This window comes from Nitrosococcus halophilus Nc 4, from assembly GCF_000024725.1.
In the GTDB taxonomy this organism is placed as follows: Bacteria; Pseudomonadota; Gammaproteobacteria; order Nitrosococcales; family Nitrosococcaceae; genus Nitrosococcus; species Nitrosococcus halophilus.
This window is the reverse complement of record NC_013958.1, coordinates 14,471-41,298: the sequence shown is the minus strand read 5'-3', so window position 1 is coordinate 41,298 and position 26,828 is coordinate 14,471. Positions and strand designations below refer to the sequence as shown.

The 26,828-nt window shown below is 51.9% G+C and carries 34 protein-coding genes; 20 read left to right on the top strand and 14 right to left on the bottom strand.

Going from position 1 to position 26,828, the window contains the following annotated elements:
- Positions 1 to 303 precede the first annotated feature (303 nt).
- The 3 genes from NHAL_RS19465 to NHAL_RS21355 form a co-directional block, all read right to left on the bottom strand.
- Positions 304 to 1,398 (bottom strand): restriction endonuclease, encoded by a 1,095-nt coding sequence (locus NHAL_RS19465; RefSeq protein ID WP_013028125.1) that lies wholly within the window; start codon positions 1,396 to 1,398, stop codon positions 304 to 306.
- Positions 1,399 to 1,831: 433 nt separating this feature from the next.
- Positions 1,832 to 2,887, bottom strand: a complete 1,056-nt coding sequence (locus tag NHAL_RS19460; RefSeq protein ID WP_013028124.1) for a DNA-binding protein — start codon at positions 2,885 to 2,887, stop codon at positions 1,832 to 1,834.
- Positions 2,888 to 3,061: 174 nt separating this feature from the next.
- Positions 3,062 to 3,472, bottom strand: a complete 411-nt coding sequence (locus tag NHAL_RS21355) for a hypothetical protein (RefSeq protein WP_041356098.1) — start codon at positions 3,470 to 3,472, stop codon at positions 3,062 to 3,064.
- A gap of 1,453 nt (positions 3,473 to 4,925) precedes the next feature.
- Between NHAL_RS21355 and NHAL_RS19450 the strand changes: the two genes are divergently transcribed.
- The 4 genes from NHAL_RS19450 to NHAL_RS19435 all read left to right on the top strand — a co-directional run bounded on the left by NHAL_RS19450 (position 4,926) and on the right by NHAL_RS19435 (position 7,479).
- A complete protein-coding gene (locus NHAL_RS19450) occupies positions 4,926 to 5,168 on the top strand; it encodes a hypothetical protein (protein WP_013028121.1) in 243 nt (80 codons plus the stop codon).
- Positions 5,169 to 5,279: 111 nt separating this feature from the next.
- Entirely contained in the window at positions 5,280 to 5,951 is a 672-nt protein-coding gene (locus NHAL_RS19445; protein ID WP_013028120.1) for a hypothetical protein, read from the top strand.
- Positions 5,952 to 6,141: 190 nt separating this feature from the next.
- Positions 6,142 to 7,137, top strand: a complete 996-nt coding sequence (locus tag NHAL_RS19440; RefSeq protein ID WP_013028119.1) for a tyrosine-type recombinase/integrase — start codon at positions 6,142 to 6,144, stop codon at positions 7,135 to 7,137.
- Positions 7,138 to 7,173: 36 nt separating this feature from the next.
- Complete coding sequence (locus NHAL_RS19435) at positions 7,174 to 7,479, top strand: hypothetical protein (protein WP_013028118.1); 306 nt, start codon at positions 7,174 to 7,176, stop codon at positions 7,477 to 7,479.
- Positions 7,480 to 7,560: 81 nt separating this feature from the next.
- Here the strand turns inward: NHAL_RS19435 and NHAL_RS19430 are convergent, their stop codons facing one another.
- Positions 7,561 to 8,493 (bottom strand): tyrosine-type recombinase/integrase, encoded by a 933-nt coding sequence (locus tag NHAL_RS19430; RefSeq protein ID WP_013028117.1) that lies wholly within the window; start codon positions 8,491 to 8,493, stop codon positions 7,561 to 7,563.
- Between the two features lie 342 nt (positions 8,494 to 8,835).
- Between NHAL_RS19430 and NHAL_RS19425 the strand changes: the two genes are divergently transcribed.
- Positions 8,836 to 9,075 carry a WGR domain-containing protein gene (locus tag NHAL_RS19425; protein WP_013028116.1) on the top strand — a complete coding sequence of 80 codons (240 nt, stop codon included), beginning with the start codon at positions 8,836 to 8,838 and terminating at the stop codon, positions 9,073 to 9,075.
- 151 nt (positions 9,076 to 9,226) lie between these two features.
- On the opposite strand, the gene NHAL_RS19420 is transcribed toward NHAL_RS19425, so the two are convergent.
- Positions 9,227 to 10,081 (bottom strand): ParB/RepB/Spo0J family partition protein, encoded by an 855-nt coding sequence (locus NHAL_RS19420; protein ID WP_013028115.1) that lies wholly within the window; start codon positions 10,079 to 10,081, stop codon positions 9,227 to 9,229.
- A complete protein-coding gene (locus tag NHAL_RS19415) occupies positions 10,074 to 10,847 on the bottom strand; it encodes a ParA family protein (RefSeq protein WP_013028114.1) in 774 nt (257 codons plus the stop codon). The genes NHAL_RS19420 and NHAL_RS19415 overlap by 8 nt, the downstream gene beginning before the upstream one ends.
- 229 nt (positions 10,848 to 11,076) lie before the next feature.
- Here NHAL_RS19415 and NHAL_RS19410 point away from each other — a divergent pair, with 229 nt between their 5' ends.
- Both NHAL_RS19410 and NHAL_RS19405 read left to right on the top strand, forming a co-directional pair.
- On the top strand, positions 11,077 to 11,751 hold the full coding sequence (locus NHAL_RS19410; RefSeq protein ID WP_013028113.1) for a nucleotide-binding protein: 675 nt from the start codon (positions 11,077 to 11,079) through the stop codon (positions 11,749 to 11,751).
- A complete protein-coding gene (locus NHAL_RS19405) occupies positions 11,720 to 12,031 on the top strand; it encodes a hypothetical protein (RefSeq protein ID WP_013028112.1) in 312 nt (103 codons plus the stop codon). Before NHAL_RS19410 ends, NHAL_RS19405 begins: the two co-directional genes overlap by 32 nt.
- 59 nt (positions 12,032 to 12,090) lie before the next feature.
- Here NHAL_RS19405 and NHAL_RS19400 read toward each other — a convergent pair whose 3' ends face one another.
- Both NHAL_RS19400 and NHAL_RS19395 read right to left on the bottom strand, forming a co-directional pair.
- On the bottom strand, positions 12,091 to 12,906 hold the full coding sequence (locus NHAL_RS19400) for a restriction endonuclease (RefSeq protein ID WP_013028111.1): 816 nt from the start codon (positions 12,904 to 12,906) through the stop codon (positions 12,091 to 12,093).
- A 63-nt stretch (positions 12,907 to 12,969) separates the two neighbouring features.
- On the bottom strand, positions 12,970 to 13,368 hold the full coding sequence (locus NHAL_RS19395) for a Rap1a/Tai family immunity protein (protein WP_013028110.1): 399 nt from the start codon (positions 13,366 to 13,368) through the stop codon (positions 12,970 to 12,972).
- Positions 13,369 to 13,668: 300 nt separating this feature from the next.
- Here NHAL_RS19395 and NHAL_RS19390 point away from each other — a divergent pair, with 300 nt between their 5' ends.
- Together NHAL_RS19390 and NHAL_RS19385 are read left to right on the top strand one after the other, a co-directional pair.
- The gene (locus NHAL_RS19390) at positions 13,669 to 14,859 is read left to right on the top strand and encodes a lamin tail domain-containing protein (protein ID WP_013028109.1); all 1,191 of its coding nucleotides are present in this window, start codon (positions 13,669 to 13,671) and stop codon (positions 14,857 to 14,859) included.
- Between the two features lie 251 nt (positions 14,860 to 15,110).
- On the top strand, positions 15,111 to 15,716 hold the full coding sequence (locus tag NHAL_RS19385) for a retropepsin-like aspartic protease family protein (protein WP_013028108.1): 606 nt from the start codon (positions 15,111 to 15,113) through the stop codon (positions 15,714 to 15,716).
- Positions 15,717 to 15,767: 51 nt separating this feature from the next.
- Here the strand turns inward: NHAL_RS19385 and NHAL_RS19380 are convergent, their stop codons facing one another.
- Both NHAL_RS19380 and NHAL_RS19375 read right to left on the bottom strand, forming a co-directional pair.
- Entirely contained in the window at positions 15,768 to 16,289 is a 522-nt protein-coding gene (locus tag NHAL_RS19380; RefSeq protein WP_013028107.1) for a GspH/FimT family pseudopilin, read from the bottom strand.
- Positions 16,286 to 16,474, bottom strand: a complete 189-nt coding sequence (locus NHAL_RS19375) for a hypothetical protein (protein ID WP_013028106.1) — start codon at positions 16,472 to 16,474, stop codon at positions 16,286 to 16,288. The genes NHAL_RS19380 and NHAL_RS19375 overlap by 4 nt, the downstream gene beginning before the upstream one ends.
- A gap of 431 nt (positions 16,475 to 16,905) precedes the next feature.
- Between NHAL_RS19375 and NHAL_RS22185 the strand changes: the two genes are divergently transcribed.
- The 9 genes from NHAL_RS22185 (at position 16,906) to NHAL_RS19335 (ending at position 22,667) form a co-directional block, all read left to right on the top strand.
- On the top strand, positions 16,906 to 17,505 hold the full coding sequence (locus NHAL_RS22185; protein WP_238985544.1) for a hypothetical protein: 600 nt from the start codon (positions 16,906 to 16,908) through the stop codon (positions 17,503 to 17,505).
- 1 nt (position 17,506) lies between these two features.
- Positions 17,507 to 17,896: a hypothetical protein gene (locus NHAL_RS22180; RefSeq protein WP_238985543.1), complete on the top strand. Its 390-nt coding sequence runs from the start codon at positions 17,507 to 17,509 to the stop codon at positions 17,894 to 17,896.
- Complete coding sequence (locus NHAL_RS22175) at positions 17,896 to 18,516, top strand: hypothetical protein (RefSeq protein WP_013028104.1); 621 nt, start codon at positions 17,896 to 17,898, stop codon at positions 18,514 to 18,516. The genes NHAL_RS22180 and NHAL_RS22175 overlap by 1 nt, the downstream gene beginning before the upstream one ends.
- A 259-nt stretch (positions 18,517 to 18,775) precedes the next feature.
- A complete protein-coding gene (locus NHAL_RS19360) occupies positions 18,776 to 19,144 on the top strand; it encodes a type II toxin-antitoxin system HicB family antitoxin (RefSeq protein WP_013028103.1) in 369 nt (122 codons plus the stop codon).
- A gap of 241 nt (positions 19,145 to 19,385) precedes the next feature.
- Entirely contained in the window at positions 19,386 to 19,595 is a 210-nt protein-coding gene (locus tag NHAL_RS19355; RefSeq protein ID WP_013028102.1) for a hypothetical protein, read from the top strand.
- A 78-nt stretch (positions 19,596 to 19,673) separates the two neighbouring features.
- Positions 19,674 to 20,180, top strand: coding sequence for a hypothetical protein (locus tag NHAL_RS19350; RefSeq protein ID WP_013028101.1), 507 nt, complete (start codon positions 19,674 to 19,676; stop codon positions 20,178 to 20,180).
- A gap of 77 nt (positions 20,181 to 20,257) precedes the next feature.
- Positions 20,258 to 21,058 carry a DUF932 domain-containing protein gene (locus NHAL_RS19345; RefSeq protein WP_013028100.1) on the top strand — a complete coding sequence of 267 codons (801 nt, stop codon included), beginning with the start codon at positions 20,258 to 20,260 and terminating at the stop codon, positions 21,056 to 21,058.
- 83 nt (positions 21,059 to 21,141) lie between these two features.
- Positions 21,142 to 22,110, top strand: a complete 969-nt coding sequence (locus NHAL_RS19340) for a hypothetical protein (protein ID WP_013028099.1) — start codon at positions 21,142 to 21,144, stop codon at positions 22,108 to 22,110.
- Between the two features lie 56 nt (positions 22,111 to 22,166).
- A complete protein-coding gene (locus tag NHAL_RS19335; RefSeq protein WP_013028098.1) occupies positions 22,167 to 22,667 on the top strand; it encodes a siphovirus Gp157 family protein in 501 nt (166 codons plus the stop codon).
- 82 nt (positions 22,668 to 22,749) lie between these two features.
- On the opposite strand, the gene NHAL_RS19330 is transcribed toward NHAL_RS19335, so the two are convergent.
- From NHAL_RS19330 to NHAL_RS21350, 3 genes are all read right to left on the bottom strand, one after another.
- Positions 22,750 to 23,478: an MBL fold metallo-hydrolase gene (locus tag NHAL_RS19330; protein WP_041356117.1), complete on the bottom strand. Its 729-nt coding sequence runs from the start codon at positions 23,476 to 23,478 to the stop codon at positions 22,750 to 22,752.
- Positions 23,479 to 23,717: 239 nt separating this feature from the next.
- Positions 23,718 to 24,442 (bottom strand): IS1 family transposase gene (locus NHAL_RS20775; RefSeq protein ID WP_420804801.1). Its coding sequence is split into 2 segments (ribosomal slippage): positions 23,718 to 24,139 and positions 24,139 to 24,442, totalling 726 coding nucleotides; the frame shifts between segments, so codons are not numbered across the junction.
- 532 nt (positions 24,443 to 24,974) lie between these two features.
- On the bottom strand, positions 24,975 to 25,124 hold the full coding sequence (locus NHAL_RS21350) for a hypothetical protein (RefSeq protein WP_013028094.1): 150 nt from the start codon (positions 25,122 to 25,124) through the stop codon (positions 24,975 to 24,977).
- A 56-nt stretch (positions 25,125 to 25,180) separates the two neighbouring features.
- On the opposite strand from NHAL_RS21350, the gene NHAL_RS19315 reads away from it, so the two are divergent.
- Together NHAL_RS19315 and NHAL_RS19310 are read left to right on the top strand one after the other, a co-directional pair.
- Entirely contained in the window at positions 25,181 to 25,453 is a 273-nt protein-coding gene (locus NHAL_RS19315; RefSeq protein WP_013028093.1) for a type II toxin-antitoxin system TacA family antitoxin, read from the top strand.
- On the top strand, positions 25,450 to 25,965 hold the full coding sequence (locus tag NHAL_RS19310; protein ID WP_013028092.1) for a GNAT family N-acetyltransferase: 516 nt from the start codon (positions 25,450 to 25,452) through the stop codon (positions 25,963 to 25,965). Before NHAL_RS19315 ends, NHAL_RS19310 begins: the two co-directional genes overlap by 4 nt.
- A gap of 81 nt (positions 25,966 to 26,046) precedes the next feature.
- Here the strand turns inward: NHAL_RS19310 and NHAL_RS20000 are convergent, their stop codons facing one another.
- The gene (locus NHAL_RS20000) at positions 26,047 to 26,787 is read right to left on the bottom strand and encodes a DNA-binding protein (RefSeq protein WP_013028091.1); all 741 of its coding nucleotides are present in this window, start codon (positions 26,785 to 26,787) and stop codon (positions 26,047 to 26,049) included.
- Positions 26,788 to 26,828 lie beyond the last annotated feature (41 nt).

Here is a 26,828-nt window from a genome sequence, read left to right as displayed (position 1 = left end):
CTCTTGATATCCATGAGTAAACTTTCATTCTTGTTGTAACTTGAATTTCTATATAGCTACCCTCGTTTAGCAATGGAATTGATGGCATACCAAATAAAGTTACAAGAACAGCACCAATGAACCCAAGAATAAGTCCGATTGTATTTTGGTCGCAGGATGAAATGTTGTGTATCGCGTTCTCAAACATATTTTCAACCTAATGCGCTACCGAGGGTCGTCAGCTGCAGCGACTTGCTCGGCTCTTCTTCGTTCAGGTTATCTTCCATTTTACAGCTCAGCACCATAATGGGCGTAAGGCGGAGCCTACGGAGCATCGGCTCCGGCTGATTCTCCGACCAATCGAGTGACGAGACCTCTTGAAATCAACTTCATCATTTCGTTGCGGAGAACGGCCTCTACAGGAACATTCAGTTCCTTCGACATTGATTCAGCGCCGGAAACAAACTCCGGGGACGCTCTATCAGCGGTTGTCATGACCACCAACGATAGTAGCTTCCCATCTTGGCTATAGCGTTGATACGCCGCCCGTAACTGCGCTAGTACCGCCGGGCCTAGCTCCCCAACATAGTTTTTGACCTGCACCACGATGAGCCATGGCAACCCCTTAAAGTGATTGGGTATCTGTACAATCACGTCTGCTCCGTTCTCTTGCGGGCCACCCACCCACCGGATGTCAGCTCCTGGATAAAGATTCCCCAATACCATCTTTATCGGCTCCTCCCACTCGGCGGCTTGGAAGCGTGCGTCTAGCTCGGGGGCAAGGCGCTTCTGCAGCGCGTCATACACATGAGACAAGGCCGTATCCCAAGCGCTAGCGAGTCGTGCCTCACCGGATTCGGCAGCTGAAAAATCAGCCCCCGCTTGATACTCCGATAAGAGCTCCTCAATAATATCGCCATACCCATCGAGGCACCACATACGCATAGGAGTGCGGAGGGTACTTCGAATGCTAGCGTGCACATGGTCAGCGTATCTGTTAATCCCGTGCTCCGTAAGTAAGCGAACCGGTAGAACGTGCCCGTAGTCTTTTGGAAGGTCATTTATATTCTCTTCGGCGGAAAGTGTTAAAGGATCGTAGTAATACGTACCGGTCACCTCTGCCAGCAAGAAATAGCCGTCTTCCGGCAAATTGGGCACGAGGATAAGGTCACCAGGTTGTACGCTATCTTCCGAGGAGGACAGCATGCGGAGGTGTGGCAGGACCTCCTTTTGCGTCTCCGATAGGCGTTCCCACCACTTTTCTCCTTTGTGGATCTCCCCTTGAATTAACTCTAAGTCCTGGCTTGGATCGTAGCCCCACCCTTGTCGCAGGCGGCCGTCTCGAAGCTCGCTAAGAAGCAGCGGCTTGTTGTACCTATCGGTTCGTATGGCCCAATACCTGCGCGTTCTATCCGTCATTTACTAGCTCCTTATCTGAGTTGCCTAACATCTAAGCATTTATCTGTCGTGCGCGCGCCAAAGATATGGATGCTGCGCGAGCATTGGCATGCATAACGGATAAATGTCTGTTGGACTAAACCGCTCCCACCGGGAAGGCAAAAGTTGGGCGGTCCCCCTCTTAAAATAAAGGATTGTATCCCTTCAGGCAGGGATTGTGGCAGCCGAAGGTAGGGAAAGGTCAAGCCTCATTCGCCGATCTTGAGGAAGCGGGCGCGTTTTTCGGCCTATGGCCGGGCTGTCAGGGATAATGATGTAGCAAGGGTTCTCCGGACAAACGATCACGACTTTTTAGGGTGATAGCGACTAGCGACTTGCAAACAGCGTCATCTTAATGTGGCAAGGGTTTTCTAGACACAAAATCAAGCGGCCTTTTGTGGATTCTTGCCTTCGCTCACAAGGACCCCTGCCACTGTTTAAACTGCCCCTCAATGACAGCCTTTTCCTGAGCCAGGACGCGGTTCTCCGCTTGCAGCCCTTCCATTTTGGCTTCGGCTTTTTGCAGTGCCGCACTCAAGGCCGCCACCTTCGCTTGGGCCGTGGCGTTTTGCTTTTCCACGTCGAGGAGATCTTTTTCCCGAGCCTCCAGCTTGGCAATCGCTTCTTGATAAGCCTGGACTAAGGCCTGGTATCGCCCCTCCCCTTCGGCCCGCTGCTGCTGGGTGTGGACCAAATCCCGGTTTAACTGCCCCACTTGTTCATTTAGAGAGACATTTTCTGCCTGCACTTGATCCCGCTCCGCCAGAAGCCGGGCCTGGTCCTTCTCCAGCCGACCATAAGCCACCTGGAGCGCCTTTTGTTCAGCCCGACTCTCCTTCAGCGCCTGTTCCAGCGGCCGAAGCTGCCGTTCAAAATCGGCGCGCTCTTGCTCTCGCTGCTGACGCACGGATTCCCGATAATGCTCCAAATTGGCCTGGGCTTGGGCGAGCTGATCCTTGAGGTCCTGCACGACTTGGGTTTGGTCTTCGAGGCGTTCCCGTAAGCCCTCCGCCTCCGCCTGCATCGTAAGTTGGGCCCGCTGGGAATCTTCCAGGGCGGCTTTCAGAGTGTCTTTTTCGGCTGCCAATTGCTTCTCCGCCGCTTCCCGTGCTTCCAAATCCCTTTCCAACGCTTGCTGACGCGCCTCCGCCGCTGCTTGTGCCTGCCGGGCGGCTTCCACCTGGGCTTGGGTGTCTTCTTTCATGGCCTCCACTTGGGCCTGAGCCTGCTGCTGCAGGCTGTCATAGAGCCCTTTCACCGCCGCCACCAACTCCGCGGGCAGCCCCGTCTTCGCCTCATCCACCCGTTCCGCCTGTTGGGCCTTCCACTGTTTCAGCAAGGGGCCAATCGTACTTTTACTGCCGGTGCCGAGCCAAGCGCGCACCCCATCTACCGTCGGGGATTGGCCTTGATGACTCAGGGCGGTGGCCGCTTCGGCCACTTCACGATAGGTGACGCCGGGACGGGCCATGTGGTGCCTCCTTCCTCTCTCGTGTTTAAAGTAATGGATTACGTATTATTTATGGTAACATAATATTACGATAAAAAGTTCTGGAGATTACCGGTAAAATTCACTTACGATAAGCGCTCTTATCGCCACCTATAAGGGAGAGGAAGGGGGAACCTCCCTCATTACAGGTGTCTGTCAGTTACGGCTTAACCATTTCCTCGCTGACCAAATGCGGGTTAAACTTTTTCCTGGTTCCCCAATGATTCTGGTTAAACGCTTCCGATTCCGGTTGAACCCTTTCCTTACTCGGCGGTACGCGGGTTTAAGCGCTTCAACGCGGCCACTCGCTCGCTCCCGTGGATGGCCACCTGCCGCCACAGGGGCCAAGCGATTGTCGCTGCATGCGCCTGCAGTGGCGCGAAGTTCTGCTCGCCCAAGGCCAGGGAGGTCGGTAGCTTGGCGTCCATCGACGGCGAATTGAGCTCGCTCCACCCCAGTCAGCGGCGGAGAGGGGCCGGCCCGTGGGATAGCCGCCAACCAGGCCGGCCCTCCGCCCAGGGTGTTGAAGGCCCGCTTAAGATTCCGCGGCAGGATGAGCGGCGCCACCCTCGATGGCGGTCGCTCACCAGGAGGTCGAGCAACGCCTTGGCGGTAAACATACGGAAAAGGTCAGACCAGCATTTTGAGCTGCGGAAGCAGTTAAAACGGAATCGGAAACGATTAAACTGGAGTCACATTCCCCGAGGATGGGACAATCTTGAGGAAATGATTAAACGTAACCGACAATAGGGAAAGGGGGGGGCAATGCATTTGATTTGCCCCCCTTTAATGGCGGGCATAATTACATAGGGTGTCATGAAGATAAGCGGCCTACCAGAAACACAAATCTTAGCATCGAATTTACTCTATACCGATTATTTTTTAGCACTGCTTAGAAAGAGTGCAGGGACACGCTATGATCCTTTATCTGGTACATTAAGGCTTAACTAATAATTATATGGCCACGCTTTTCTGGTCATGCTCTGATATTTGTGCTGTTATTGATATTTATCTTGATAGTTAATAGTTAGAAAAAATTTATGTATTAGTGCGTAAAATTCGCGTGTTGGAGTTGTAATGTGGTTCTTGGGGTAAAAAATCCGGGCACCAGCAAATTATTTGGTTTAAAGCCTTCTTTCTGAAACCCAGGGGTATGAAAGTACTCACTGGGTTTTTTTGTGGTCTTGTATAAGGGTCTGTCGTACGTAATATAACTTGTATCTAAGTTGTTACTAAAATTCTGAGTATTTCCTTGGGTATCGCTGTTGCTGGTATTGCTGTTAATATTTGAGTGTTGTTGCTGCTTAAAAATAGTTTGGGTTTAAGGGGTGATTTATATTAAAGGATTACTTAAGGTTTACCTTGTTTGGAGTCATTTTAACTAGGAAATGCCTATAATAGTAAGGCTAGAATTGGTGCCCCCGCTTGAGGGAGCGGGGGCTAGTTTGGTGCCGCCAATAATTGCCATTCGCAGTGGTGTTGTATTGGCGGTAAGTAAGGTGTACGTATAATTTTAGGAGAAACGTACAATGATAGTATCAGCAATTAACTGTTGTCTTTCAAGCTTGATTTTAGGTGAGAAGGTAACTGAGGTATTGATTGAGGTACTTTTAGGAAGGTTGATTAACTCGCTAATAAGTTTAATTGAAAAGGGAATGTACGAGTGGAGTAGTTATCTGTTGCTATAAACTTAAGCTAGGCACGGAGAGATAACCTCCTCCAGGGAAGGAAGTCTACTGGCATGGGGGCCATCATCATTGATGGCCCCCATGTGCTTAAATGTGGCTTAATGCGTTCACAACCCCCAAGAGCCACCTTTTCTTCCTGCTAAACTTTCTTTTGAGCCCCTTCCTGGAACAGCGCCAGCCCGAAGGACCAGGCTATCCACGGCAAGGCAGGTAAGCGTAGCGCCCGCCGCCGTGGTGGCGATCATCAAAGCTATTTTGATGCTTAATATAGTTACTAAATATTAACCGTCGGTTAATATAATGTTCCTAACGACTTTGGAGGAAGAGGCATCATGGCGATGACCAATTCAGAACGACAAGCCGCGTATAGAGGTCGTATGCAATCCGCCGCATGGGAACTCGATGTACTTAAGCATGATATGCGGGTAATTAACCAATTGATTGAAAAGTCACGGGCAATTGTTCAACAAGTCCAAAGCGGCGAAAAAAGTACACAAGCCCTTGTGACGGCAATGGGGCATCTTGAGTCTTCACTGGCGTTAATAAGAGAAAGGGAAAATGAAACATCATCCTGAGAAGAGTTTTATACCTGGGCGTTGAATGCCGTTCAACGGGCTAGGGCAGGTCTATTGATTGAAAAATAGTTCTAGCCCGACTTGTTATAAAAAATAATAAGTTATTGATATATGTGGGAAGAAATAATCAGGGGTTTATTTATACTAGCTGTACCTTGCTTGGGGCTTTACTTATATTTTCGGCAAAAAGAGTATGAGCTAATTAAGCAGCGATATTTAGAAGGAGCAATTGATATTATTGCAGCGGAGGTAGAACAAGCCTTTGGAATTGTGAATCACAACTGGGCTCGTTGTCTTGATATTCTAAAAATGTATCGAGATGAAAAAGATCATTTTGACGTTAGGGAACTTAAAAAGGGATTTTTGGACCTTGATTGCTCTAAGTTTCATCGCATTCCGCATTATCGAATCAGACATTTAATTGGATCTCAATGTATTTGGATTGCTTATCAAAAAGCTATGGTTTTTACTGCTATTGAAAACACGAAAATTACTAAGGAGATCCCTGAAGCTATTAGACTAAAACTTACTAAAGATTGCATTACCGCAAGAACAGAAGAGTTGGTGAATGATGCGAATCGTGAGCTCAAGGAAATTGAAGAGCGGAGTCATAAGTTTGATTACCTTACTGAAGAACTACATAATCTTAGTTATCTATTGGAAAACCAGCGCTTTAGCCTTAAGGGTATCAAGAAATTTTCTGAAAAATCTAAAGTAAAGGACATTGTTAATAGACTTCATAATAAGCTAGCTACAGAATTAGAAAATTATGATCCCGTCTAGCTAAGGTGATGGGAGCATCTCGCAGGGACGCAAGGCAGGATGATGTGGCAAGGGTTTTCCAGGGCCTGCACTCCTGCTACATTAGGCCTTTAACAGGAGAATCCCTGTTTGGAACCCTCCCGCTAAATGCGGTACTTTTCACCTCTTTATCTTGGAATCTTGGACTGCTTCGCAGGTGGGAGAAAAGAAAATGCGCCGAGCTTTAACTCCTCCTCTACCCGTCCAGGAAGCCACCGCTTCTGAAGAGCCCGAAGGCGCCTTAGTCCGCCAGCACCAGCGCTATATTGAAGCGGCCACGGCGGAGAACACCCGGCGGGCTTACCGCTCGGCGATTCGTCATTTTGAGCGCTGGGGCGGCCGCTTGCCGGCAGAAGCCCCTACGGTGAGGGCTTACCTGCTGGCCCATGCCGAGACCCTCAATCCCCGCACCTTGTCGTTGCGGTTAACGGCCTTGCGTCACTGGCATCAACTTCAAGGATTTCCCGATCCCACGGCGGTACCGGAAATCCGTAAACTCCTCCAGGGCATCGCCCGTCAGCAGGGAAAACCCAAACGCCAAGCCAAGGCCTTTCGCCTAGAGCATCTGGAAGCGATGGTGAATCACCTCGCCAGGCAGTCGGGTCTTAAAGCCTGCCGGGACCGGGCCTTGCTGTTGGTGGGCTTTTTCGGGGCGTTTCGGCGCAGCGAATTGGTGGGGGTACACCTGGAGCACCTGCAGTGGGAGCCGGAAGGAATTCTCATCACCGTGCCCCGCTCGAAAACCGATCAACGCGGGGAAGGACGGCTGAAAGCCCTGCCCTACGGGGAAGGCGAGTTGTGCCCCGTCACGGCACTGAAGGCCTGGCTTAAGGTCGCTTCCATCGAAGCCGGTCCCCTCTTTCGACGCGTGAACCGCTGGGAAGCCATTCTGGACAAGCCTCTCCATCCAGCGGGCGTGAATCTTGTTTTGAAAGCCGTGGCCAGCCAGGTGAGTCTCGACTTCGTGCCGGGACTGAGCAGCCATAGCCTGCGTCGGAGTCTGGCCACCACGGCCCATCGTGCCGGGGCCTCCTTTGAATCCATCAAGCGTCAGGGAGGCTGGGTGCATGATGGGACAGTGTGGGAATACATCGAGGAGGCACAGCGGTTTGAAGAAAATGCGGCGGCGGTGTTGTTGGCCAAGGGGCGGAGACAGGGGCAGGGCTAACTTCATCACGTCCTAAATGCACAGAGGCCAGGAGCAATGACCGACGATGAGTTTATTACCGAATTTACGCGCCTAGCGGAAAGAGACGGCAAAACCGTTCTCGAAGTAGGGGTGGTCACATGGAACGGACCCTATCATCCGGCACTCAGCTGGAAGGTTTTCCGCCGGTGGTCCAAATGTCCTACAAACGAGCAACTTGCGGCAGCCCAAATGAAGTCGCTTGAAACGCCGCGGTTTTTCCGTGTCTGTGGACATTGCAAAGAACGAGTAAACGCCGGTCACATGCTGGGTCAAGATATCTGTCAAAGCTGCGCCGAGAAAGACTTGGGTATCACCTTCTGATTGAAGCTGGAAAGATTTTCAATCCCATCTAAGTTCTAAGCTCTACAATTGACAGCCATAAAGATCACCTCTTCCCATTTCCTACAACTTCGCCACCACCCCGGCCATCCGCTCTTCGCTTACGTGGGTGTAAATCTGGGTGGTGGACAAATCCACATGCCCCAGCAAGACCTGAATATCCACCAACTCAGCACCCGCCTCCAATAGCCGCGTAGCGTAGGTGTGGCGCAGCTTGTGGGGGGTCACTGGCTTGTCGATGCCCGCCCGCTCAATGAGCCGCCGCAGATAGGTTCGCACCGCATGGGGTCCAGGTGGTTTTTCCCCTGGAGCCTTAGCGAATACGAAGTCGTCTCCTCCCCTCCCCTGTAGCCAGGCCCCGAACACTTGCCCGAAGGCCTCCGGCAAAGGCACTAGCCGTTCCCGGTTTCCCTTACCGATGACCCGCACGGATTTGGCCACACCGTTCACTATCCGCACATCCCGGATTTTCACCGCCAGGGCTTCGCTGATGCGCAGGCCGCTGTTGAGAATAAGGCCAAACAGGAAATCATAGCGGCGTCGGATCGCTTTGATATGCTCCCGGGGACGCCCGAAGATGTTCTCGGGCAAATCGTCAACCCGTCGGACAGCTTCCTGGAAAGCCAGCTGCTCTTCCTTCTCCAGCCAGATAGGAATGCGATAGGGGCGCTTGGGTTTATCAGCCAGATAGATGGGGTCCGACTCCACCAAGGCGTTTTTCATGGCCCATTTGTAAAACGAGCCCAAGCAGCTGGAGCGGCGGGCCACGATATGTGCTTTCGTGCCCCGCTCCCGCATCTGCCACGCCACAAACTGCTCGGTGTCCACATGGGTCGCCTGACGCCAGTCCTTGTCGGCTTCTTCCAGCCACCGGCCCCAGATGCCTAGATCCGAGTTGTAGCCATAGCAGGTCCCTTGGCTGTACCCCTTGGTGTAGTGCAGATGCGCGAGGAAGTCTTTTCGTGCCTGCCAGAAATCCACGGCTTTTTTCTCCATTATCAAAATGCCTCCCCAGTTCGAAATCGGGCCGAGTGCTCCATGCGGCTTTTAATCTCCTGTTGCGCTTACAGTACCATAAGCGCCGGATTCGCGATTTTCTGAAATTGATATTTTCATATATATAACTTGAAACCTTTTTTCGTAAAGACTGGGGCCATTGACAAAAAAACGCCTATATATCAATTAAAAACCACATTCATATTCCGAAAATTTTAAACCTAAATTACTGAAACTTTTGTTTTGATACTTTTTCATATAACTTAGCATCATCGCATCAGTATCGAATGATCCCTCTAAGCTCTATGACAAGCGTGCACTTGTAGGAAAAAGGGCGCTGCGATGGCTGAAGAATGGATCTACATTCAATGGGAAAAAGGGTCCCGTTATTATGAAGCGCGGCTCCATCCAGACCTCTGGGGCTGTTGGGTGCTGACTCGAATATGGGGAGGGAAAGAAACCCAGCTAGGACGGATAGAAAACTTTCCCTGCGCCAGCTATCAAGAGGGACGGAAGCAGCTCGCGATTATTCAGGCAAGGAGGAAACGGCATGGGTATAAAATGGTGATCGCCAAGAATTAGACTTTTAAGCTCCGAGAGCAGAATCACCCCTGCTCTATATTCGGAGTCGGACGTCCGACTCTGTGGCTATTGGGTTTTAATATTAGGCCGTAGAGTTGAGCTACCCGTTATTCCGCAATAGAGAAAAAATAAGATTAATCCGAAAGGCGGATTAAAATCGCCTGTCACCCTTTTCCTCTAAGGTATTAATTAAATTATCTATTTTTTCGCGTAGCTCAAGCAGCGTAGAGAATTGCTCATTGTTTAAGTCGTGAGCAGCAATTCCCTCCAGCTTTTTTGTAAATCTTCTTCCAGCAGAAAGCAGCTGCATGGCGGGAGAGGATGACATCTTATTTGCTGTTCCCTCTCTTTTTGCTTTCCTCGCAACCCGCACGGTAGCCCCTGCCTTTAGCTCTTCCCACAGCTTCAGCTGTTTGTCTTTGTTCTTTATCCTAGTAAGCTCAATGAGTACTGACTTCGACACTACAGAGTCGGACGTCCGACTCCGATATTCCTCTTTAATCTCCTGAGGCAGCGTATTGAGACGCAAGAGCTCATTAACGGTATTCCTGGCTTTACCAATTACTTTGCTTAGCTCAATTTGAGTGTAGTCATAGCGGTCCATAATTTGTTCTAGCGCTTCAGCTTCTTCAAGCGGATTCAGGTCCACACGTTGGAGGTTTTCAATTAAGGCGATCTCATCATGGTTCCCTTGAGTAACAATGGCTGGGATAGTCTCACGCCCAAGTTGCTTAAAAGCGCGAAACCGGCGCTCACCAGCTACCACAATGTAACCGTCTTCATTCTCGGGATCTGGTGCAACTGCGATAGGCTGAATCAATTCGTGTTGTTCTATGGAGTCAGCAAGCTCTTGCAATGCTGTTTCATCAAAGACTTTACGGGGCTGATCTGGATTTTCCCTGAGATTTTTAAGGTCTATTTCGATGATGCGTGGCAGGTCTAGGGAGGTGTGAAAAAAAACATTTCGATTAATCTTCCCGGCAAGGGGTGAAGTTTTTTTAGCCATAGTGTGCCACCAGAAGATCGGCTAACTGGAAGTAATTCTGTGCCGCAGGGGCTTTTGGGAGAAGCTCAAGAGTGGAACGCCCTTCTGCCGCTGATTTATCAAAGCTAGTGCTGCGGTTAATAGGATCAAAGACGTGAATATCCGGCTCCAAAGAGTTGCGAAGTTCAGCAAGAGCTTCATTGTCGTGACTATTGCGCACATCAAACATGGTCGGTAACACACCGACGATCTCGAGGCGTGGGTTGGGGCGCCGCCTCACGTCCTCGATGGTTTCTAACATCAGAGGAATACCCATGATTGAGAGATAGTCAGTTTTGACGGGTATCAATACCGTATCGGCTGTGGTAAGAGCATTGATGGTAAGCAAGGTGAGGGTCGGCGGGCAGTCAATTAGGACGAAGTCGTAATCATTTCGGATTCCACGCAATTTTTCTTTAAGAATTGAGATTGAGTCCCACTCTCGTGCAAATTCCGGCTCTGCTTTAGCTAACTGAATACTTGAAGGAAGGAGTGAGGGGCTGCCGGCGATCACTAGGTTGGCAAGACCACTATCCTTCATTAACCCCCAATAGATTGTGTGCTTTTGCTGTTCTAGTGCTCTGGGGTCATGGCCACAGTAGAGGGTGAGGCTTGCTTGGGGATCCATATCTACTGCCAGCACGCGTTTTCCTTGCTGGGAGAGAGCATAGGCTAGGTTGACCACTGTAGTGGTTTTTCCTACGCCTCCTTTTTGGTTTGCTAAAGCAATAGTTGTAGTTTTTGTCATCTTGGTCACCTTATGTAACAGATGCGGCAAGGAAAGCAACTTCCAAAATATACAACAAAGAGAGCTATGGTTGCTCCCCACTAAGACTTACTGGCGAGTGAATGTTCTTGTCAGCAGCTTTAGGTTAACGAGAATTCTGTGGTGAATTCTCTCCGAAGTTATGACAGCGCTTTGTATAAAGTCGTATGATTTCATATCATATCATCCCATATTATAGGATTGGGCCAACATGAGCATCATTTTGATCGGTGGCGAGAAGGGCGGAACAGGGAAGACAACGCTATCGGCGAACTTGGCTGCCCAGCGCGCCAATGCGGGTCATGATGTCTTGCTAGTGGATACCGATATCCAGGGTAGCGCGAGCTACTGGGCCGCTACACGGGAGGAAAATGGGACCAGTCCGCGTGTGAACTCTATCCAGAAATTTGGTAAGGCCTTGGCTAGTGAGCTTCAAGACCTCGCTAAGCGTTATGAGGACATCATTGTGGATGCAGGTGGCCGCGACTCGGTGGAACTGCGTGCTGCTTTGGTCGTTGCTGATCGGGTTTATGCCCCGATCCAGGCTTCGCAGTTTGATGTATGGACCTTGGATCGAATGGACAGTCTTGTTGCGCAAGCCCAAAGCTTGAATCAGGATCTCAATGCCTGGGTGGTGATCAACCGCGCGAGCCCAAATCCTTCTGTGGGCGAGGCAAAAGAGGCTCAAAATATCTTGGCGGAATTTGAGCACTTAAACCTAGCACGAACGATTATCTGCGACAGGATAGCCTACCGGAAAGCTGCCCGTGACGGCCTTTCTGTCTCTGAAGTTCATCCACAGGATACCAAGGCGGCCGCCGAGATCGACTTTTTTTACCGAGAGGTATATGGGAATGATGAGTCGCCTAACACGCAAACCATCTAGTCTGCAAAAGGACAAAATAGAATCCTTTATTGAGGGTGCTGAGCATCGCCAGACCGAAGCACGTCTTCCTTCCAAGGGGTTACCCTGGGAAGCCCCCGAAGTAAGGGAGGATGTTGCCAAAGTTTACAACCTGCGGCTACCGGAACCCTACCTGCTTAAGCTCAAATATATCGCCGAGCATACACCTCATAGCATGCAAAGTTTTTGTATGGATGTGCTGCTACCTGCGATTGACAAAGAGATCGAAGAACTGGCTGCTGATAGGGATGACCACAGATAACACCTGATAATCGGGTTCTAGGGTTAAGATTTCCTGGACTAAGCTCCAGCTTTTTTGTCCTATGGATAGTTCCTTACACCTCTACACTGAGGAAATGCCTTACAACCCCAAAACTGTTTACCGGCATTACTTCCTTTCCGAGCTTTTCGGAGCACCATCGGTTTTCCGCAAAGTGGACAATCGGGAGCTATGTGGGTAGCGCGTTTTTGCTGAGAGGCGATGGCTGGATCAGTTTTGCTGTGCTTTTGAACTTTACTTACTCGCTCCAGCAGCGCTGTCCCATCTACCAGCTCCAGCGATTTTCCTTTGGCAAAGGCCCTAGCGTCGGGAGTGAATTGACCACAAGTGATGAGGACTCCCCGGGTAGCATTTTCACTAGCCACCACACCGTAGAGTTCGCGCACCTTAGCGACCCCGACCTGCCTAGTTTTCCATTGTTTGCACTGAACGAGAATGACTTCGCCTTGCCGGCGCAATACCAAATCAACACCGCCATCGGCGCCCCCACCACCGCGTTCCTCCACGCTATACCCCTGCCGTCGATAGAACTCGCCCACCAGTTTTTCAAAGCTTTGCCAACTCATGGCACGGATCGAGTCGATGGCCGATTGGCGATCCAGTAATTTCCGGCGAGATCGTTTGCCAAGCTGCGCAAAGGCGCCCGTCAACAAGATAAAGCCTGCTATCCAAGGTGCGAACAGTGGACCCACCTGCTCCAGTGGCTTTAAGAATAAATTGTTGTCATCGATGTAGGCGGGCAGGCCAAAATTAAGAGCGGCATATGCTGCACCTGCCACTAAGAGGCTGACCCACCAAGGTGTCCGAAGAAAGATGTCGTACATGCCTTCCATGACATTGGATCGGCGACGAGCCATACACCGTACCTCTTGAGTTGAATTTTAAGATATATCGGCAATATCGCTAGTTAGTTCAGCGGCTTATGGGCAGGGATAGCGTTTTTTCAAGGATTTCATGACCGCGGCCGGGTAGGAGGCTTTGCCGTTGCCAGGAGGAGTCTTCAGCTCGGCGATTACAGCCTGTGTCACTGCTTCAAGGCTTTCTTCTTCAGGGATGCACCAGAGTTGACGGCCCCATAGCTCGGGTCGAGTGACAAAATCGTTCGCTATTTTTCCTGTGTGCCGTAGGCCTTCTAGGTAGCCATAGCAGTAGCCACTGCTGAAGGCAGTTTCAGGCGCTTCTATCTTTTTCGTGAGTGCTTGTTGGCAGGCGTTAAGGAACCAGCCTTGATCGAGAACATTTTCATCTGCCGAAAGGGTAGGGGGCAATAAAAGGTAAAGTAGTGCAAGAAAGCAATGCTGCCATCGACGCTGTTTCATAGGTAAGTGCTTCTTTATAGGTTGAGTCAAATAATCAGGTTTTCGGCTTCACGAACTCTTTTCTGAATGATTGACCTCCAGCGTTGCCTATGTCCGGGGTGCGCCTGGTTTTTCTCCGCTTAGTTTGTTGAGTCCACTCACCCTCAATCAGCCTCTGGCATTCATATCTCGCTGATTCCGTAGTAATTCCCTCCTGAATCTCCTTTGATAGGTCCGGTCGCGCCCTGGTTTTGGCTCTTCAAGTTCACGTAGCATTGCCAGCTATTTCTGAATTGAACCGAAGATTAAGGAGTAGCTATCATGGGTAAACGGCTGTTAGTCCTAATTTTTCTTCTTCTGCCTGGGATCTCGGCCCAGGCGCTCACTATTGCCAGCTGGAATACCAAGCACCTAGGGTGGGGGACCAAGCGGGACTGGAGTGCAACCGCGGCAGTAGTGGCCCCCTACGATTTCGTCGCTCTCCAGGAGGTGATGAGTGGGGCTGCCGTCAAACGCCTGGTCCAGGCTCTGGAGCAACAGACGGGAGCGGATTGGTCTTCACTAGTTTCGGAAACGAGCGTCGGGAGATCCAAGCGCTACCAAGAATTTTATGCTTTTATCTGGCGTGAAGAGGTCGTCGATTATGTGGGCGGCGCCGTGGTCTATTTGGATCCGGGTGATCTCTTTGCCCGCGAGCCTTTTGCCGCGCGATTTCAGACCGACAATGGTCAGTATCGCTGGACCGCGGCCACCGTGCACGTCATCTATGGAGATAGCCGGGATGAGCGCCGTCGAGAAGCGCGGCAGCTTGACGATTATGTGAATTGGCTGGAAGAAGAGGTAGCCGAAGGGGATCCGGTGATTCTGACGGGTGATTTTAATTTGCCCCCTGAATCAGCTGGATTCCGGGATCTGGCCAGAGTCCTAAAACCCGCTATCCGGGAAGGGGCGAGCACTTTATCCGCCAAAGAGGGCCGGTATGCCAATCTCTACGATAATATCTGGTACCGACCGGATGCCTTGAAAATCCAGGAAACCCGGATCGATCGTTTCCCTCAGCGCCTCGGAATAAGCCATAATCTGGCTCGGAAAACCGTCAGTGACCATGCCCCGGTGGTGATTGCACTAGGTGAGCCGGTATCTCCACAAGAAGAATTAGAGGGTATACAGGCAACATCTTCACCAGATAGAAAGTCGATGCTAGAGATTATCTGTGTGCATCCTGATGCTCCGGGAAATGATAATAACAACCTGGCAGGCGAGTGGATCAAGATCAAGAATTTTGGCCCCCGGCGTTTGGATTTAACTGGTTGGATAGTGGCGGATGAAGCAGGTCATGAGATTGCACTGGAGGGAAGTCTCAATTCTGGCCAAACCCTTCGGGTAAATTCTACGGCGCTAGGGCGGCCTATATGGAACAATTCGGGAGATACGGCGATTTTGCATAATCCACAGAGTACCGTGGTCTCAACACTGCACTATCCCGGCGGGCGAATTTGCGAGGATCGTTAGCGACAATTCTGAAGCATCGTTGAGAACGCACCGATAATGTAGAACCAAGGGAGAAGCAAGTTTCCTATAGTGCGCTTCTAAACGCCCGCTATTGTATTCCAGCTACCTCATATGGTGAAGGCGTGTATTCGAGTTGAGTGAATGATTGGTGGAATGGCTTAAAGTTTTTCTATCTTACCGGCTTCGCCGGTTTCTTTAATTAGCGCCCAGCTGTTCAGCGGGCGGATGATGAAAATATGGAGCTGAGGGCCATGGGGCTGTACGACCGTGACTATATGAGAGAAAAGGCGCAGAAATTAGCGCGTGCAAGGGAATTGCTGGAACGTTCTTATGAAAAGCCGAAAAGACGAATTAGAATCGGCGCTGGGTTGGTAGGTGCCGGCTGGTTGGTAATATTGGGTTTATTGGCGCTGCTATTTCAATATGTGCTCGATATGTGGAACAACCCAAACCAAAATCCAGCCCTCACTGCGACAGCCGAGGGCATGCAGGAAGTGGTCCTAAAGCGAAATCGGCAAGGGCACTACGTAGTGACAGGGCGCATCAACCATCAAGAGGTTGTCTTTATGCTCGACACCGGCGCTACTATTGTAGTAGTCCCTGAAACCCTCGCTAAAGATCTTGGCCTTGTCCGCGGGACGCCCCACACGAGCAAAACAGCAAGCGGCGTAATTACCGGCTACCGGACGATGTTGGATAGCGTCGATATTGGCGGAATAGTGTTAAGGAACATCCGCGCTAGTATTAATCCTTTTGCACCAGACCCGCAGGTGCTACTCGGAATGAGCGCCCTGTCCCGGCTTGAATTTGCCCAGCAAGGAGATATTCTGATGTTGAGGAAGAGCTATGCCGAGTAAGAACTTATTCCAAGTTAGTTGGATTTATTTGTCCAATGTGTAGCGCTTACCTCAGCACGCGCCTTCTGATTTGTTCGTCCGACCTAAGGGGCTAATGCTTAATATTCTGGTTTTTCCCAGACCTGGGCTACATAAAGTGAAGGTCAACTCCTTATCGAATTCGGCGGTTGTATTCATGCCCCTAGAATTGAAGGCAGTACAAGTTTCCGAACTGCTATCCTGTTTTACTTCCAGGGTGCTGTTTTCTAACCCCTCGTAGACCCGTAGCAAGGTATCTGTCCCTGCGGTATAGGCGCAGTCTTCATCACTATCGACAAACACAATCCAACCACTGTTCCAGTTCCCTCCACAGCCAGCGGATTCGCTTCCTGAGCAGATAGCCGACGATACGCCGCGCTTGATAGCCTCACTCCGGGCCAGATTAAAGGCCGTAATGAGGTTATTGGTATCCGTAACCAAACGGTTGTTCCGTATTGTGTTGGTAAATGAAGGTACCGCCATAGTCACTAAAATGGCGGCAATGGCTAATGTTATGATTAATTCAACGAGGGTAAATCCATGGATGCGCCTCATTGCCTGATTTCTCCATTAGGCTCGAATGTCACATTATCTATGGTGAGATAGAAGTAAATATCGGCAAGGGTTTCGCGCTCCAAATAACCGGCAATGCCCGCAGCCATAACCAGGCCGATAATAGTCCCGAGAATCGCGGCAGGAATAATCCGGTGCTGCTGAGTATTGTCCTTCGTATTGCCCATATTGCCCTTCTTCCACGTGAAACACAGAGATTTATAGAAGCCATATCACCTAGGCTTGTGTACTTACTGTAATCGGACGGTGGAAGAATGATATGAACCAGAACACAGTAGTTGAGATCCTTTTCCGGGTTTAGCGAATCGTGGCTGGGCTAGTTCGTGCGAGAAATGAAAGTCAGAGTTATCCACAATTTTTGTGGATAACCTTGTTTAAAAAAGGTGGCAGACCAGAAGCGAAGAGGGTTGCTGGAGATTGGATAAATTTTGTTCAGTTCAAGGGGTAAGTTCTGATATGAATTAGATAGCCTTACACCCGTTACTTTTATTTTTCCATAATCATACGTCCATCTTTCTTCTAAGATAATATCGGTCATGCAGAGAAGTTGATTAATTCGGCTGGTGCATGGGCAAGCTCCGTGCCCGCGGTGAGTAGGGTGCTGTTTAAAGGTGTGCCCGGCGACGTGCACCTAAATTCTAATGCCATTAAGGCCGGGCCCGAGATTCTTAGCCAGCGCCGTACGCCGGGCACGATTTCTTGTTTGCTCGCCCGCCACACCCGGCTCGCTCATAGCCTTCCCTGGCGCCTGCTCCACTTCGCCGAGCAGGTTGCGCCCGGCATCCTTGCCCGGCTTGTTGCCATCCTTGGCCAATGGCGCGGCGCTCCTGCCCCGCGCATCAGCCTCCAACGCCAACTCAGAACCCCGCGCCGACGTTTTTTCCTGTGCCGTGCCTTAGATTCGGTGGGCTTCCTTGCCCCCTCTCGCCGCATCCTGCGGCGTTTTGGTTTGCCGCCCGCGTCGGGTGGCCGGCGGCAGAATGTTTGTGCCCAGGCTGCCCCGTCCCCGCAAGGGTGCGCGGGCTATCCCTGCCCGCGCTTGACGGCTCCGGCTCCTGCCTCCGCTCGCCCTTGCAGGGCCGCGTCATCCGGGGCTGTTTTTTATCGCCGCCGTCCCCCCTCCGCCGGGGCGGTGCGCGCTGGGGGTCCCTCCTGGCCTTCGGCTTGGTTCCGCGGGCGTCCTGCCCGCGGGTTTTAGGGTGTCTTTTGCTTTCGGGGGTGTGCTCGTGGTTGGTTTCGTTTCTGTTCCTTCCTCTCGTGGCGCTGGGGTGGTGGCTCGCGCTTGCCGCTCCGGTTGGGTGTGGGCGTGGCGCGCCTTGCCGGGCGGTCCGGGCTGGTCGCCGGCGCCAGCCTGTGTGTTCGTTCCTGTTCGTTCGTCGCGTGTGGCCCGTGTGTTCGCCCGTTCTGTGGCGGTAGGGCTTGGGTTCCGCGTATGGGTGCGGCCTGGTGGGTCTGGCTCGCCGGTGTTTTCGGCTTGCGGCTTGCCTGTCCCAGCCTTCGTGGTCAAGGTGGCGCTTCCCGCTGGGTGGTCGCCCCGCCGGTTCCGCGCTGAGCTGGCTCGGCTGGCTTCGTCTTTGGAGGTTGTCTAGTGTTTCCCGCCGGTGTAGTGGCGGTGGCGGGCTCCCGCTCGCTGCCGCCTGGCGGTTCCGGTTTGGTCTCGCAGGTGGCCGGTGCGTTGGTGCGGTCTGGCCAGTCGCTGGTGGTCGGGTGCTGCGTGGGCGCTGATGCTGCGGTATTGTCTTTCGGATCTGGCTCCCTTGGCCGGGTGCGCTGCCTAGCCGCCTTCGGGCCAGTGTCGCCGCCGTTCCGTGCTCCGTCAGGCCGCTACTCGGCGCCGGGTGCCTGGTCAGGTTCTGCGGTCCGGGAGGTGGCTGAGTTTCTTCTTGCCGGTGGGTCGGTCAGGTGGTGGTCGGGTGGCGGTCCTTCGGCGCCTTTGCCCGTGCGTTTGGCTGCTCGCACTCGGGCGGTGGTTGCCGTGGCCTCGGTCGGCTTGGTGGTGTTTTTCGCCTCGCCCAGCTCGCGCGGTTCGTTGTTGGCGGCTCGGTGTGCCGCTTCTCGCGGCCTGCCAGTGCTGGCGTTTGCTGTAGGGTTTCCTGGTTCCGCGTTGCCGCCGTTGGGTTCTGGCTCGTGGGCGCCGTGCAGCGGTTCCGGCGTGTGGTCCGGCGCTTGGCGTTGGGCGCCTGAGCAGGAGTCTTTATTTTTATGGTAGTAACTGCATATAGTTACAATTATGGGTAAGACAGAAAAACTACTCGCCAAGGCTGGCAATAATCCGGGCGGTTTGTCTTTTGATGAATTCAAAACGCTCTTGTCGCGGTGCAAATGGACATTCGATCACTAAACGGGAAGTCATGAAATCTGGTACTCCCCTGGAAGGGGACGCTTGTCCATTCAGCCGGCCGCCAATGGTAAGGCCAAGGCTTACCAGGTAAAGCAATTTCTTAAGATAAGAGACGAGGAAGCAAGCAATGGAAGATAAATTTGATGGCTTTGCAGTCAACCTCTACCGGGATGAAGAAGGCGATTGGCTTGCGCATTTTGTCGAAATGCCTGAGGTTTCAGCGTTTGCCGATACCCCCGAGCGAGCATTAAACGAATTGGCCATAGCCTGGGAAGGAATTAAAGAGAGCTATCGCAAACATGGGGAAGAGGTCCCCGTCGCGCCATCTCGCAAAGAGTATAGCGGCCAATTTAACGTGAGGATTGATAAGCGTTTGCATCGCAAGCTTGCGATGGAGGCCGCGAGAGCTGGGATCAGTCTGAACGCACTGGTGGCGCAAAAGCTGGCCGAGAGTGTGGAGCATTGCAAAGAATCCAGCAATCAGAAGCAGCGTTAGCTAGAGGCAATAAAGGCCGTTTGGGCCAAGGTTTTCTAAGGGCATAAAATATATCAAGTGTATGATTAAATTAGTTTTTATTGACATTATAGGAATATATTCCTATAATTAAAACCATGAATAAATAATTCATCGTGTTCTTTCTTGGTAGGCTCGGCACGTTAAAGGGAGAAACCAACTATTTTTTTGTCCAAAAATAGGAATATATTCCTAAATACTGTAACAAAGAGGAGGAAAAACAATGCGTAAGATTTTTCAGTTCGATGGTCTCGATGGGGAAACCTTGAGCGTAGGTGAGTGCAAACAGGATGACCGGATTGCCTTGTGCATTTCAAATGGCGAGAGGGAAACCCACATGCTCCTAAGCCGTGATGAGTGGGAGGAGCTTATGGATCTTCGCTACAAATTTACTGTTCCTTCAAATGAAGCTGCCTTGACGGCAGTACAGTAAGTGGGAGAGGGCACAGGTGGCAGCCTGTGCCCTTCCTTTTCCCAGCGCATTGGTAAGAGCAACTAGGAGATTATCAGTATGCCAACTGAACAAGTAATCGAGCAAGAAGAATACAACGCCCAAGGCTGGGCGCATCAGCAAGAACTTGAGCAACGCCGGCAAGAAGAGGAGGAGAGGGCTAAAGTGCTTGTCCGGGAGTTATCCGAGGCGGCTATAAGGGCAGGATGTAAGGAATGGGAGGATCTTTCCAACGGCCAACGGCTTGACTTGGCGGCGGTGCTTATCCGCGCCGAGAGTTGGAAAGGGGCGCGCTTTGAGTATGTATCGGAAACCAAGCTTGCTGAATCATTGCCCTTGCGTATCGCCCAGGCAATGGAAGAGCGCGAGAACATGGATCGGTTTTCCAACTTGGGCCGGGATCTAGTGACTGCGGCGCTGGGTTATGCAGCCTACGCCGGGCAGGAGGCATTAGACCAGGCTCGGGAGCGGCTGGCTGTGCGCCAAGCTGATCTGAGTGAGGAAGAATGGCTAGATCGCCGGGACCGGGCGCGGGACATGGCGACTGAGATTCGGCCAATCTCTTAGAACGCGAAGGCCCTGGGAGGCGCCACTTCCAGGGCCTCGAATTTTCGCCAGCCCCCATAATTTTGGAGAAATTGACCATGCGCACTATGACACAACCCTTGAGTAAAAATCAGCTCAGGAAAAAAGCCTCTTCTGTATTCGCTACGGCAGCGCACGAGCGGGTCTCTGGCCAGTATCAGTTTATCTCTACCCTGGCCATGATCGAGGCCCTCGACCGGGAAGGGTGGATGCCGGTGCACGCTGAGGAAAACCGAGTTCGGAGCTCCGACCGAAAAGGGTTTACCAAGCATTTGCTCCGTTTCCGCCGGTTTGATGGCGAACTTCCCATGGTGGGCGATAGTTTCCCGGAAATTGTGCTCGTGAACTCCCATGATGGGTCATGCGCCTACCAGCTCCATGCCGGTTTATTCCGTTTGGTTTGTTCTAACGGAATGATTGTTGCGGATTTCGATATGGGACAGGTTAAGCGGCGGCATACTGGCGACGTGGTTAGGGAGGTCATTGAAGGCACGTATGAAATTGTGGAGGAACTGCCAAAGATTGCAAAGAAGGTAGAAAACTTCAAGAGCATTGAGCTTTCCCCGCGGGAGCAAGAAATCTTTGCCGAGTCTGCCTTGCGATTCCGATGGGAGGAAGGCAAGGCGCCGATCATTTCCCGGTCGCTGCTTAAGCCCAGGCGGTATGAAGACCAGAGCAACGATATGTGGGCTACTTACCAGCGGGCACAGGAAAACATGTTGAAAGGCGGAGTCCAAGGCAGGTCTGCTATTGGGCGTCGGATTACTACCCGAGCAGTAAAGTCGGTAGGCGGTAACGTCAAGCTCAATAAGGCTCTTTGGTTCCTCACTGAACAAATGGCTGAACTTAAGAAGGCATAAGAGGAATTGGGGGCACAGATGGAAGGCAGTCCACCTGTGCCCTTTTCCTAGCTAATTTGGGTCAATAACTAGGAGCGCACATCATGTCACAAAAAGCAGAAGCCGAACAGCAAGAAACACCGACAGAAGCAGTGGTAGAGACAATACAGGAGGTCCGGCCACTTGTACCGATGCAGCCAGTAGTAGCAGCCTCTCCTCTAGACCTGCCCGCTGAGATATTCCGTGCAGGCCTCGACAGAAGAAAGACTAACAGAGAGGCATTAATGGAATGGATACGCGCGGCACTGGTGGAAGGGGTCGATTACGGCCGCATCCACAGTGTGGGCAAGAATAAATGTCAATATGCGGCCCAGGGTAAGGCAGAGGAGTGCCCGAATCCAAAACACTGGAGCAAGCCCAGCCTGTTCAAGCCGGGAGCCGAGAAGATTTGCGGTATGCTCGGTGTCACAGTCCACTTCCCCACGCTATCGGACTATGAACAGGCGGCAATTTCTGGCGCGGGCATCAAGCAGGTGATCTTGCGCTGCGAACTCAAGAATACAAGCGGCCTTGTGATGGCCGATGGAGTTGGTGCTCGCAATGCATCCAAGGATGGTGACGATTTGAATAAGACGCTAAAGATGGCCGAAAAGAGTGCAATGATAGATGCCGTATTGCGGATGGCCGGGCTCAGCGAGGTATTCACCCAGGATCTGGAGGACGGAACGCATGGCGGAACCGTAGGGGACTCGCATAAAAACTCAGAAAAAAACCGTAGTCAGGATCAGGGTCTGCAAAGTGAAAAGGAGAAAAAAAAGGCGCAAAGGCAGCGGATTACGCCAGCTCAACATCGGCGCCTAGAAGCCCGCATTACTGAGTTAGGGCTAGAACGTGATCGAGTAAAGGCTTGGCTCAAGCGTGCAAGTAAAGGCCGCATCGAGCACTTTGCTGATATGACCCAAGACATTTACAACATCATAGATGACAAGCTCAATGAATGGGCGGAGCAAATGGCCAAGGAAGAAGCCAGCGCCGAGCGCGAGGCCATACAGATGGAGTCAACAACGGCTTAAAGGACAACGGGCAGCCCGGACAACCGGGCCCGCCCATTCTTAAGGGGAAACGAACGATGAGTACGCTGAGACTCTATAAGATCGCCAACGATTATCTGGAGGCCCTAGAGGGCTTAGCCGAGATAGATGACCTGCCTGGGGAAGTGATCGCCGACACCCTGGAAGGTTTGCAAGGCGCGTTCGAGATAAAAGCCCGCCATGTAGCTGCTTATATCCGCAGCATAGAGGCGGAGGCATCTGCCATTAAGGAAGCTCGCAAGGCGATGGAGCAACGAGAGCGATCCATGGTGCGTCATGCCGAGAGACTACGGGGATATCTTGAAACCCAAATGGAACGCACGGGCATAACCAGGATTGGGGATCCTGAATTATTGCTAAAGATTCAGCCCAGCCCGCCCAAGGTGGTGATCGATGACGAGAAGCTGGTGCCTGTAGAGTACAAGGAAGATCGTGTTGAGACTGTGGTACTGAAATCTGAGATTAGTAAGGCCCTGAAAGCCGGAGAACAAGTGCCTGGCGCGCACCTGGAGCAGGGCAGGCGGCTAGTGATCGCGTAAGTTGAGAGGGTAAGAGGGAAAGATGTGGGTATAATTTTTCATGTGTGTTATTCATAGAGATGGTTTCAATATTGTGTAATTTCTATCGTTTCAGTGCGTTCTCGAAATCGCGATGCCACTCGGCGCCATCGGCCACGTAATTGTAGCCGCAAACAACCGACGGTTTGCGATTGGCGACCAGCTCCAGCAGCCGAGCGCCGCATTTGCGTGTCGCATTCCTGGGGCCGAAAGGATTGAGGCGCATCCTCGGACCTGGTGGAAATGCATAATCACAGGCGAATAGCACATTGCCGAAAAAATAGGCAGTCCAGCCCGGTGAGTGGCCGCCGATATGAAAGGCCTCAATGCCGTTCTCCTGGAAATCGCCGCTGAAACGGTCGTCGACTGGAAAGGCAGCGGCAAGGGGATGGATGGCGTCAGCCTGGTGCAGATGCACGCGGGCGTTCCATAGGGCTCGGTACTGATTCGATGCGCCGAGAAAATCTTTGTGGGTGAAATAAATGTCAGTGACGGACTCGAGATCGCGGTTGAAGGCCGACGGGGAATCAATCCACACGGCACCGGCGGTCGTATCGACGCGGTAAGCGGCGTGCTCAAGGCCGAGACGCGGCACTGACAGAAGCTGCGTTACCTGGTCGGCTACCGTTTTCGGGGTGACGCGATAGGCTGTTTCGCCTTCCTCCCAGGTTACAAACTTATCGTGGTAGGCACCGCAGAACGGGCAGACATCTGGCATCTCACCGATCATGTTGTAACCGCAGGCTGTACAGACCCATTGTTTTCCGGGAAAGTCTTCGGGAAGCGTGTTCATGACTGTCTCCTTAAAGAGAATGCAAAATTCGCATTTAAATTTTAGTTTAAGGGTAAAGTCTTTTAGTTCGTGGTGTATATGGTGTTGTAGGGGAAAATCCAAGTAGCGCACGCCATCTAACATTAGCCGAAGTGAGTTCAGTCCAAAAATTGACAAGAAGACCTTCTTGACCTAGTTAATTCATAAACCTTTAGCAAAAGGGAAAGTAAAAAGGGGTAGTGCTCAAAAAGTAATGCTGTTCAAGATTGTCGTATGACTTCTTGGTTGTAATGGCAAATGAAATATTTGATTGCCCCGATATGGTTGAGCAGTTTTCTCGAAAATGAAAGGGTTTTACGAACCAAGCGCGAGACGCGCTGGCGCAAGGTGCAGTTAAACCGTTCGATAGCATTAGTTTGCCCCGAGCCCTTGGGACAAATTTGATGCTGCGCTGGGGGAATAATGCCCCGATAGGCCTCCCAGTCGTCAGTGGAAAAAGTGGCCTGTTTGCGATAGCTTGCCGGAAGGCGCTGCCACAGCTGACGGGCACTGTCTCGTGAGCGGTCACCGACATAGAAGGCCAACACTTGGTGCGAGCGTGGATCGAGCGCTAGCCAGAGCCATTGCTTGTTCGCTTTACAGCCGACAAAGCTCCACAATTCATCGGCTTGGACTTCCAGATAAGGAGGTCAATGGCACGATCGGGTGAGACCGGTTGAACGCCCAGATCATCAGGCAAGTGCTCGTATATCTCATCGATAAACTGTAACAATCCCGTCAAGCTAACCTCCAGTACCCGACAAATGCCTCGCAACGACAGCCGCTCTAGCAGCAATTTTTTGACCAATGCACGCGTGGTCTCGTCAATACGATGGGCATCAGCCACAAACTGCCGCCCGCAGGCCAGACAAGCATGATTTTGTTTACCGTAGTGGGCGTGACCGTTTTTCTTAATGTGCGATAATCCGCAACGTGGGCAACGCAAGTTGTTCATCGGAGCGACTCCTTGTGAAGAAAGTTTGGTCGCTTCCTATTACAACGGAGTCGCTCTGTTTTCACAAAGTCAAAGCATTACTTTTTGAACACTACCTAAAAAGGAACGTTTATCTAAACCCTAAACTAAAGCTAAACCTACTGTAAGGTAGGAACGGAAAGCCGCGGATTGTAAAAGTTGGCACTTAATCTATCGGACATTATCAGATGAAATTGCATTCGGGGCATGGTAGATAAGTGCTGGGCCTGGAGCCCTGTCGAGCTTCAAAGTCCTTGAGGACGCGTAGCAGGGCCTGATAGGGCTACGGCTACAGAAGCGCATATCATGAAAACAGCCCTGAAGATGAAATTTGTTCCTACACTGTCTGATAAATCAAATAAGGATGACCCCTCCAATGAAGGAAGTCTACCGGCGAAGGGGCCTAATGAAGTAGTCCTATGCGCTTAAGTGCGGCTCAATGCGGTCCCAAAGCCCCGAAGTCTCACTCTTTTTCTATGTGAATTTTTTGATATTGTTACGAAATCTATTGGTAAGCAATGTTCTTTTCTGTCAGTGCCGGCAGCCTACCGCCTTTCTTGTTTCTAGCTCTCGCCGCTTCCAGTTCGGCCTGGGTACGCTCCCGGATAATTGAGCGTTCAAATTTCGCCAGGCGAGCGTTTTTAAGAGGTTGCATGATGTACTGTTATTGTGTGTACATCCATGCTATATTGAAAAATAGGAGGTATGACGATGACTACAAACAAGCGCACCGACCGAATTGATCTCAGAATTAACCCGAAAGCCAAGCAAGCCTTGCAGGCGGCGGCTTCTTTACGGCATAAGACCGTGAGCGAATTCATTGTGGAAAGCGCCCTGAGCGCTGCCGATGAGGTCCTGGCGGACCGTCAGCATTTCGGTCTTGACGCTGAACAGTGGAAAGCGTTTCAGGCCTCTCTGGATGCGCCGCCGCGGCCCTTGCCCCGGATTAAACGGTTAATGCGAGAACCGGGTATTTTCGATTGATCCGGGAAAGAGCAGACCGCCCGCGCATCGAGAAACTTCAACGTACGCATGAGGTTGACGCTTTTGATTGCGGGCAGGAACCCCTGAACCGGTACTTGAAACGCTACGCTTTGGTGAACCAGCGCGCGGATGGGGCGCAGACCTATGTGGGCGTATCCGGCAAAGACATCATCGGTTACTACACCCTTGTCGTGGGTAACGTTGCCTATGAGGATGCGCCGGAGCGCCTGGCTAAAGGCCTTTCTCGTCATCCTGTTCCCGTCATGTTGCTGGCTCGGCTGGCCGTTGATCTGAGTTGGCAGGGAAAAGGCGCCGGTGCCGGGTTATTGCGGGATGCGATGCAACGGACTCTCCAAGCGGCGGATATTGCGGGCATCCGGGCGTTTCTGGTTCATGCCAAAGACGACAAAGCCAGGGCGTTTTACGAGCATTTCAATTTCTTTCCCTCGCCAACCGATCCTTATCACCTCTACTTATTGGTCAAAGACATCCGTAAAGCAATGGCCTGTTGACCCATCTTTTCTTCCCTAGGCCTCTCGGAAACGGTTGTTTTTAAGAGATACAAACAAGCCGGTAGTGCCTGGATAACCCGCCTATTCCCTGTTTTGCCGTCTTGTCCGCTTACTGCTAGAAGCGGCCTTCTGTTCCACCAACAACGCCAATTTCCCCTTGAGTTCCGCCGCCTGCTCCAGCGCCGATCGTTCCCGTTGCTGAGCTGCCTCAAGCTGCCGTTTTAGCTCATCGTTCTGACCGGCGGCATCTTCCAGGCGCTGACGTTGGGCGGCGTTTTCCCGCTCCAATTTCGTTGTGCGGCTTACGGATCCCTCCAGATGCTTTTCCAGATCCGTGACCCGCTCCCTAGCGGTAGCTAGCTTTTGGGCTTGCGCCGAGGCCTCCTTGTCCATTTCGGCGATCCGGGCTCGGGCCTGGGCCAATTCTTCCTGCAGCCGGTCATGATCGGCGGTCAAAGCCTCGATCTCCTGCTGCATCTGATCGGCCAGCTCGGTCGCCTCGCGGGTGGAGGTCTCCATCTCCCGACGGACCTCATCCAAGGCCGCTCGCTCGCTCTCTACCTCGTTGTGGGCGGCCTGCTTTGCTTCCTTCCAGACTTCAGCCAGCCATTGCCGTGAGGCTTCCACCATGGATTCCGGCAACACCAGCGGCGGGGGTTGGCTTTCCCGCACACGCTTTGCCCGCCATTCCTTCATTGCTTCGCTGATAGTGGTGAATGACCCCCCGCCCAGAGCCTTGCGGACGGCTGCGAGTGTCGGGGCCTGGCCGGCGATTTCCAGCTCATCGGCGGCTTTCCAGATGTCTTCTTTGGTGGTAGCCATGGGGAATTATCTTTAATTGTATGTTGTATAATATTACATAT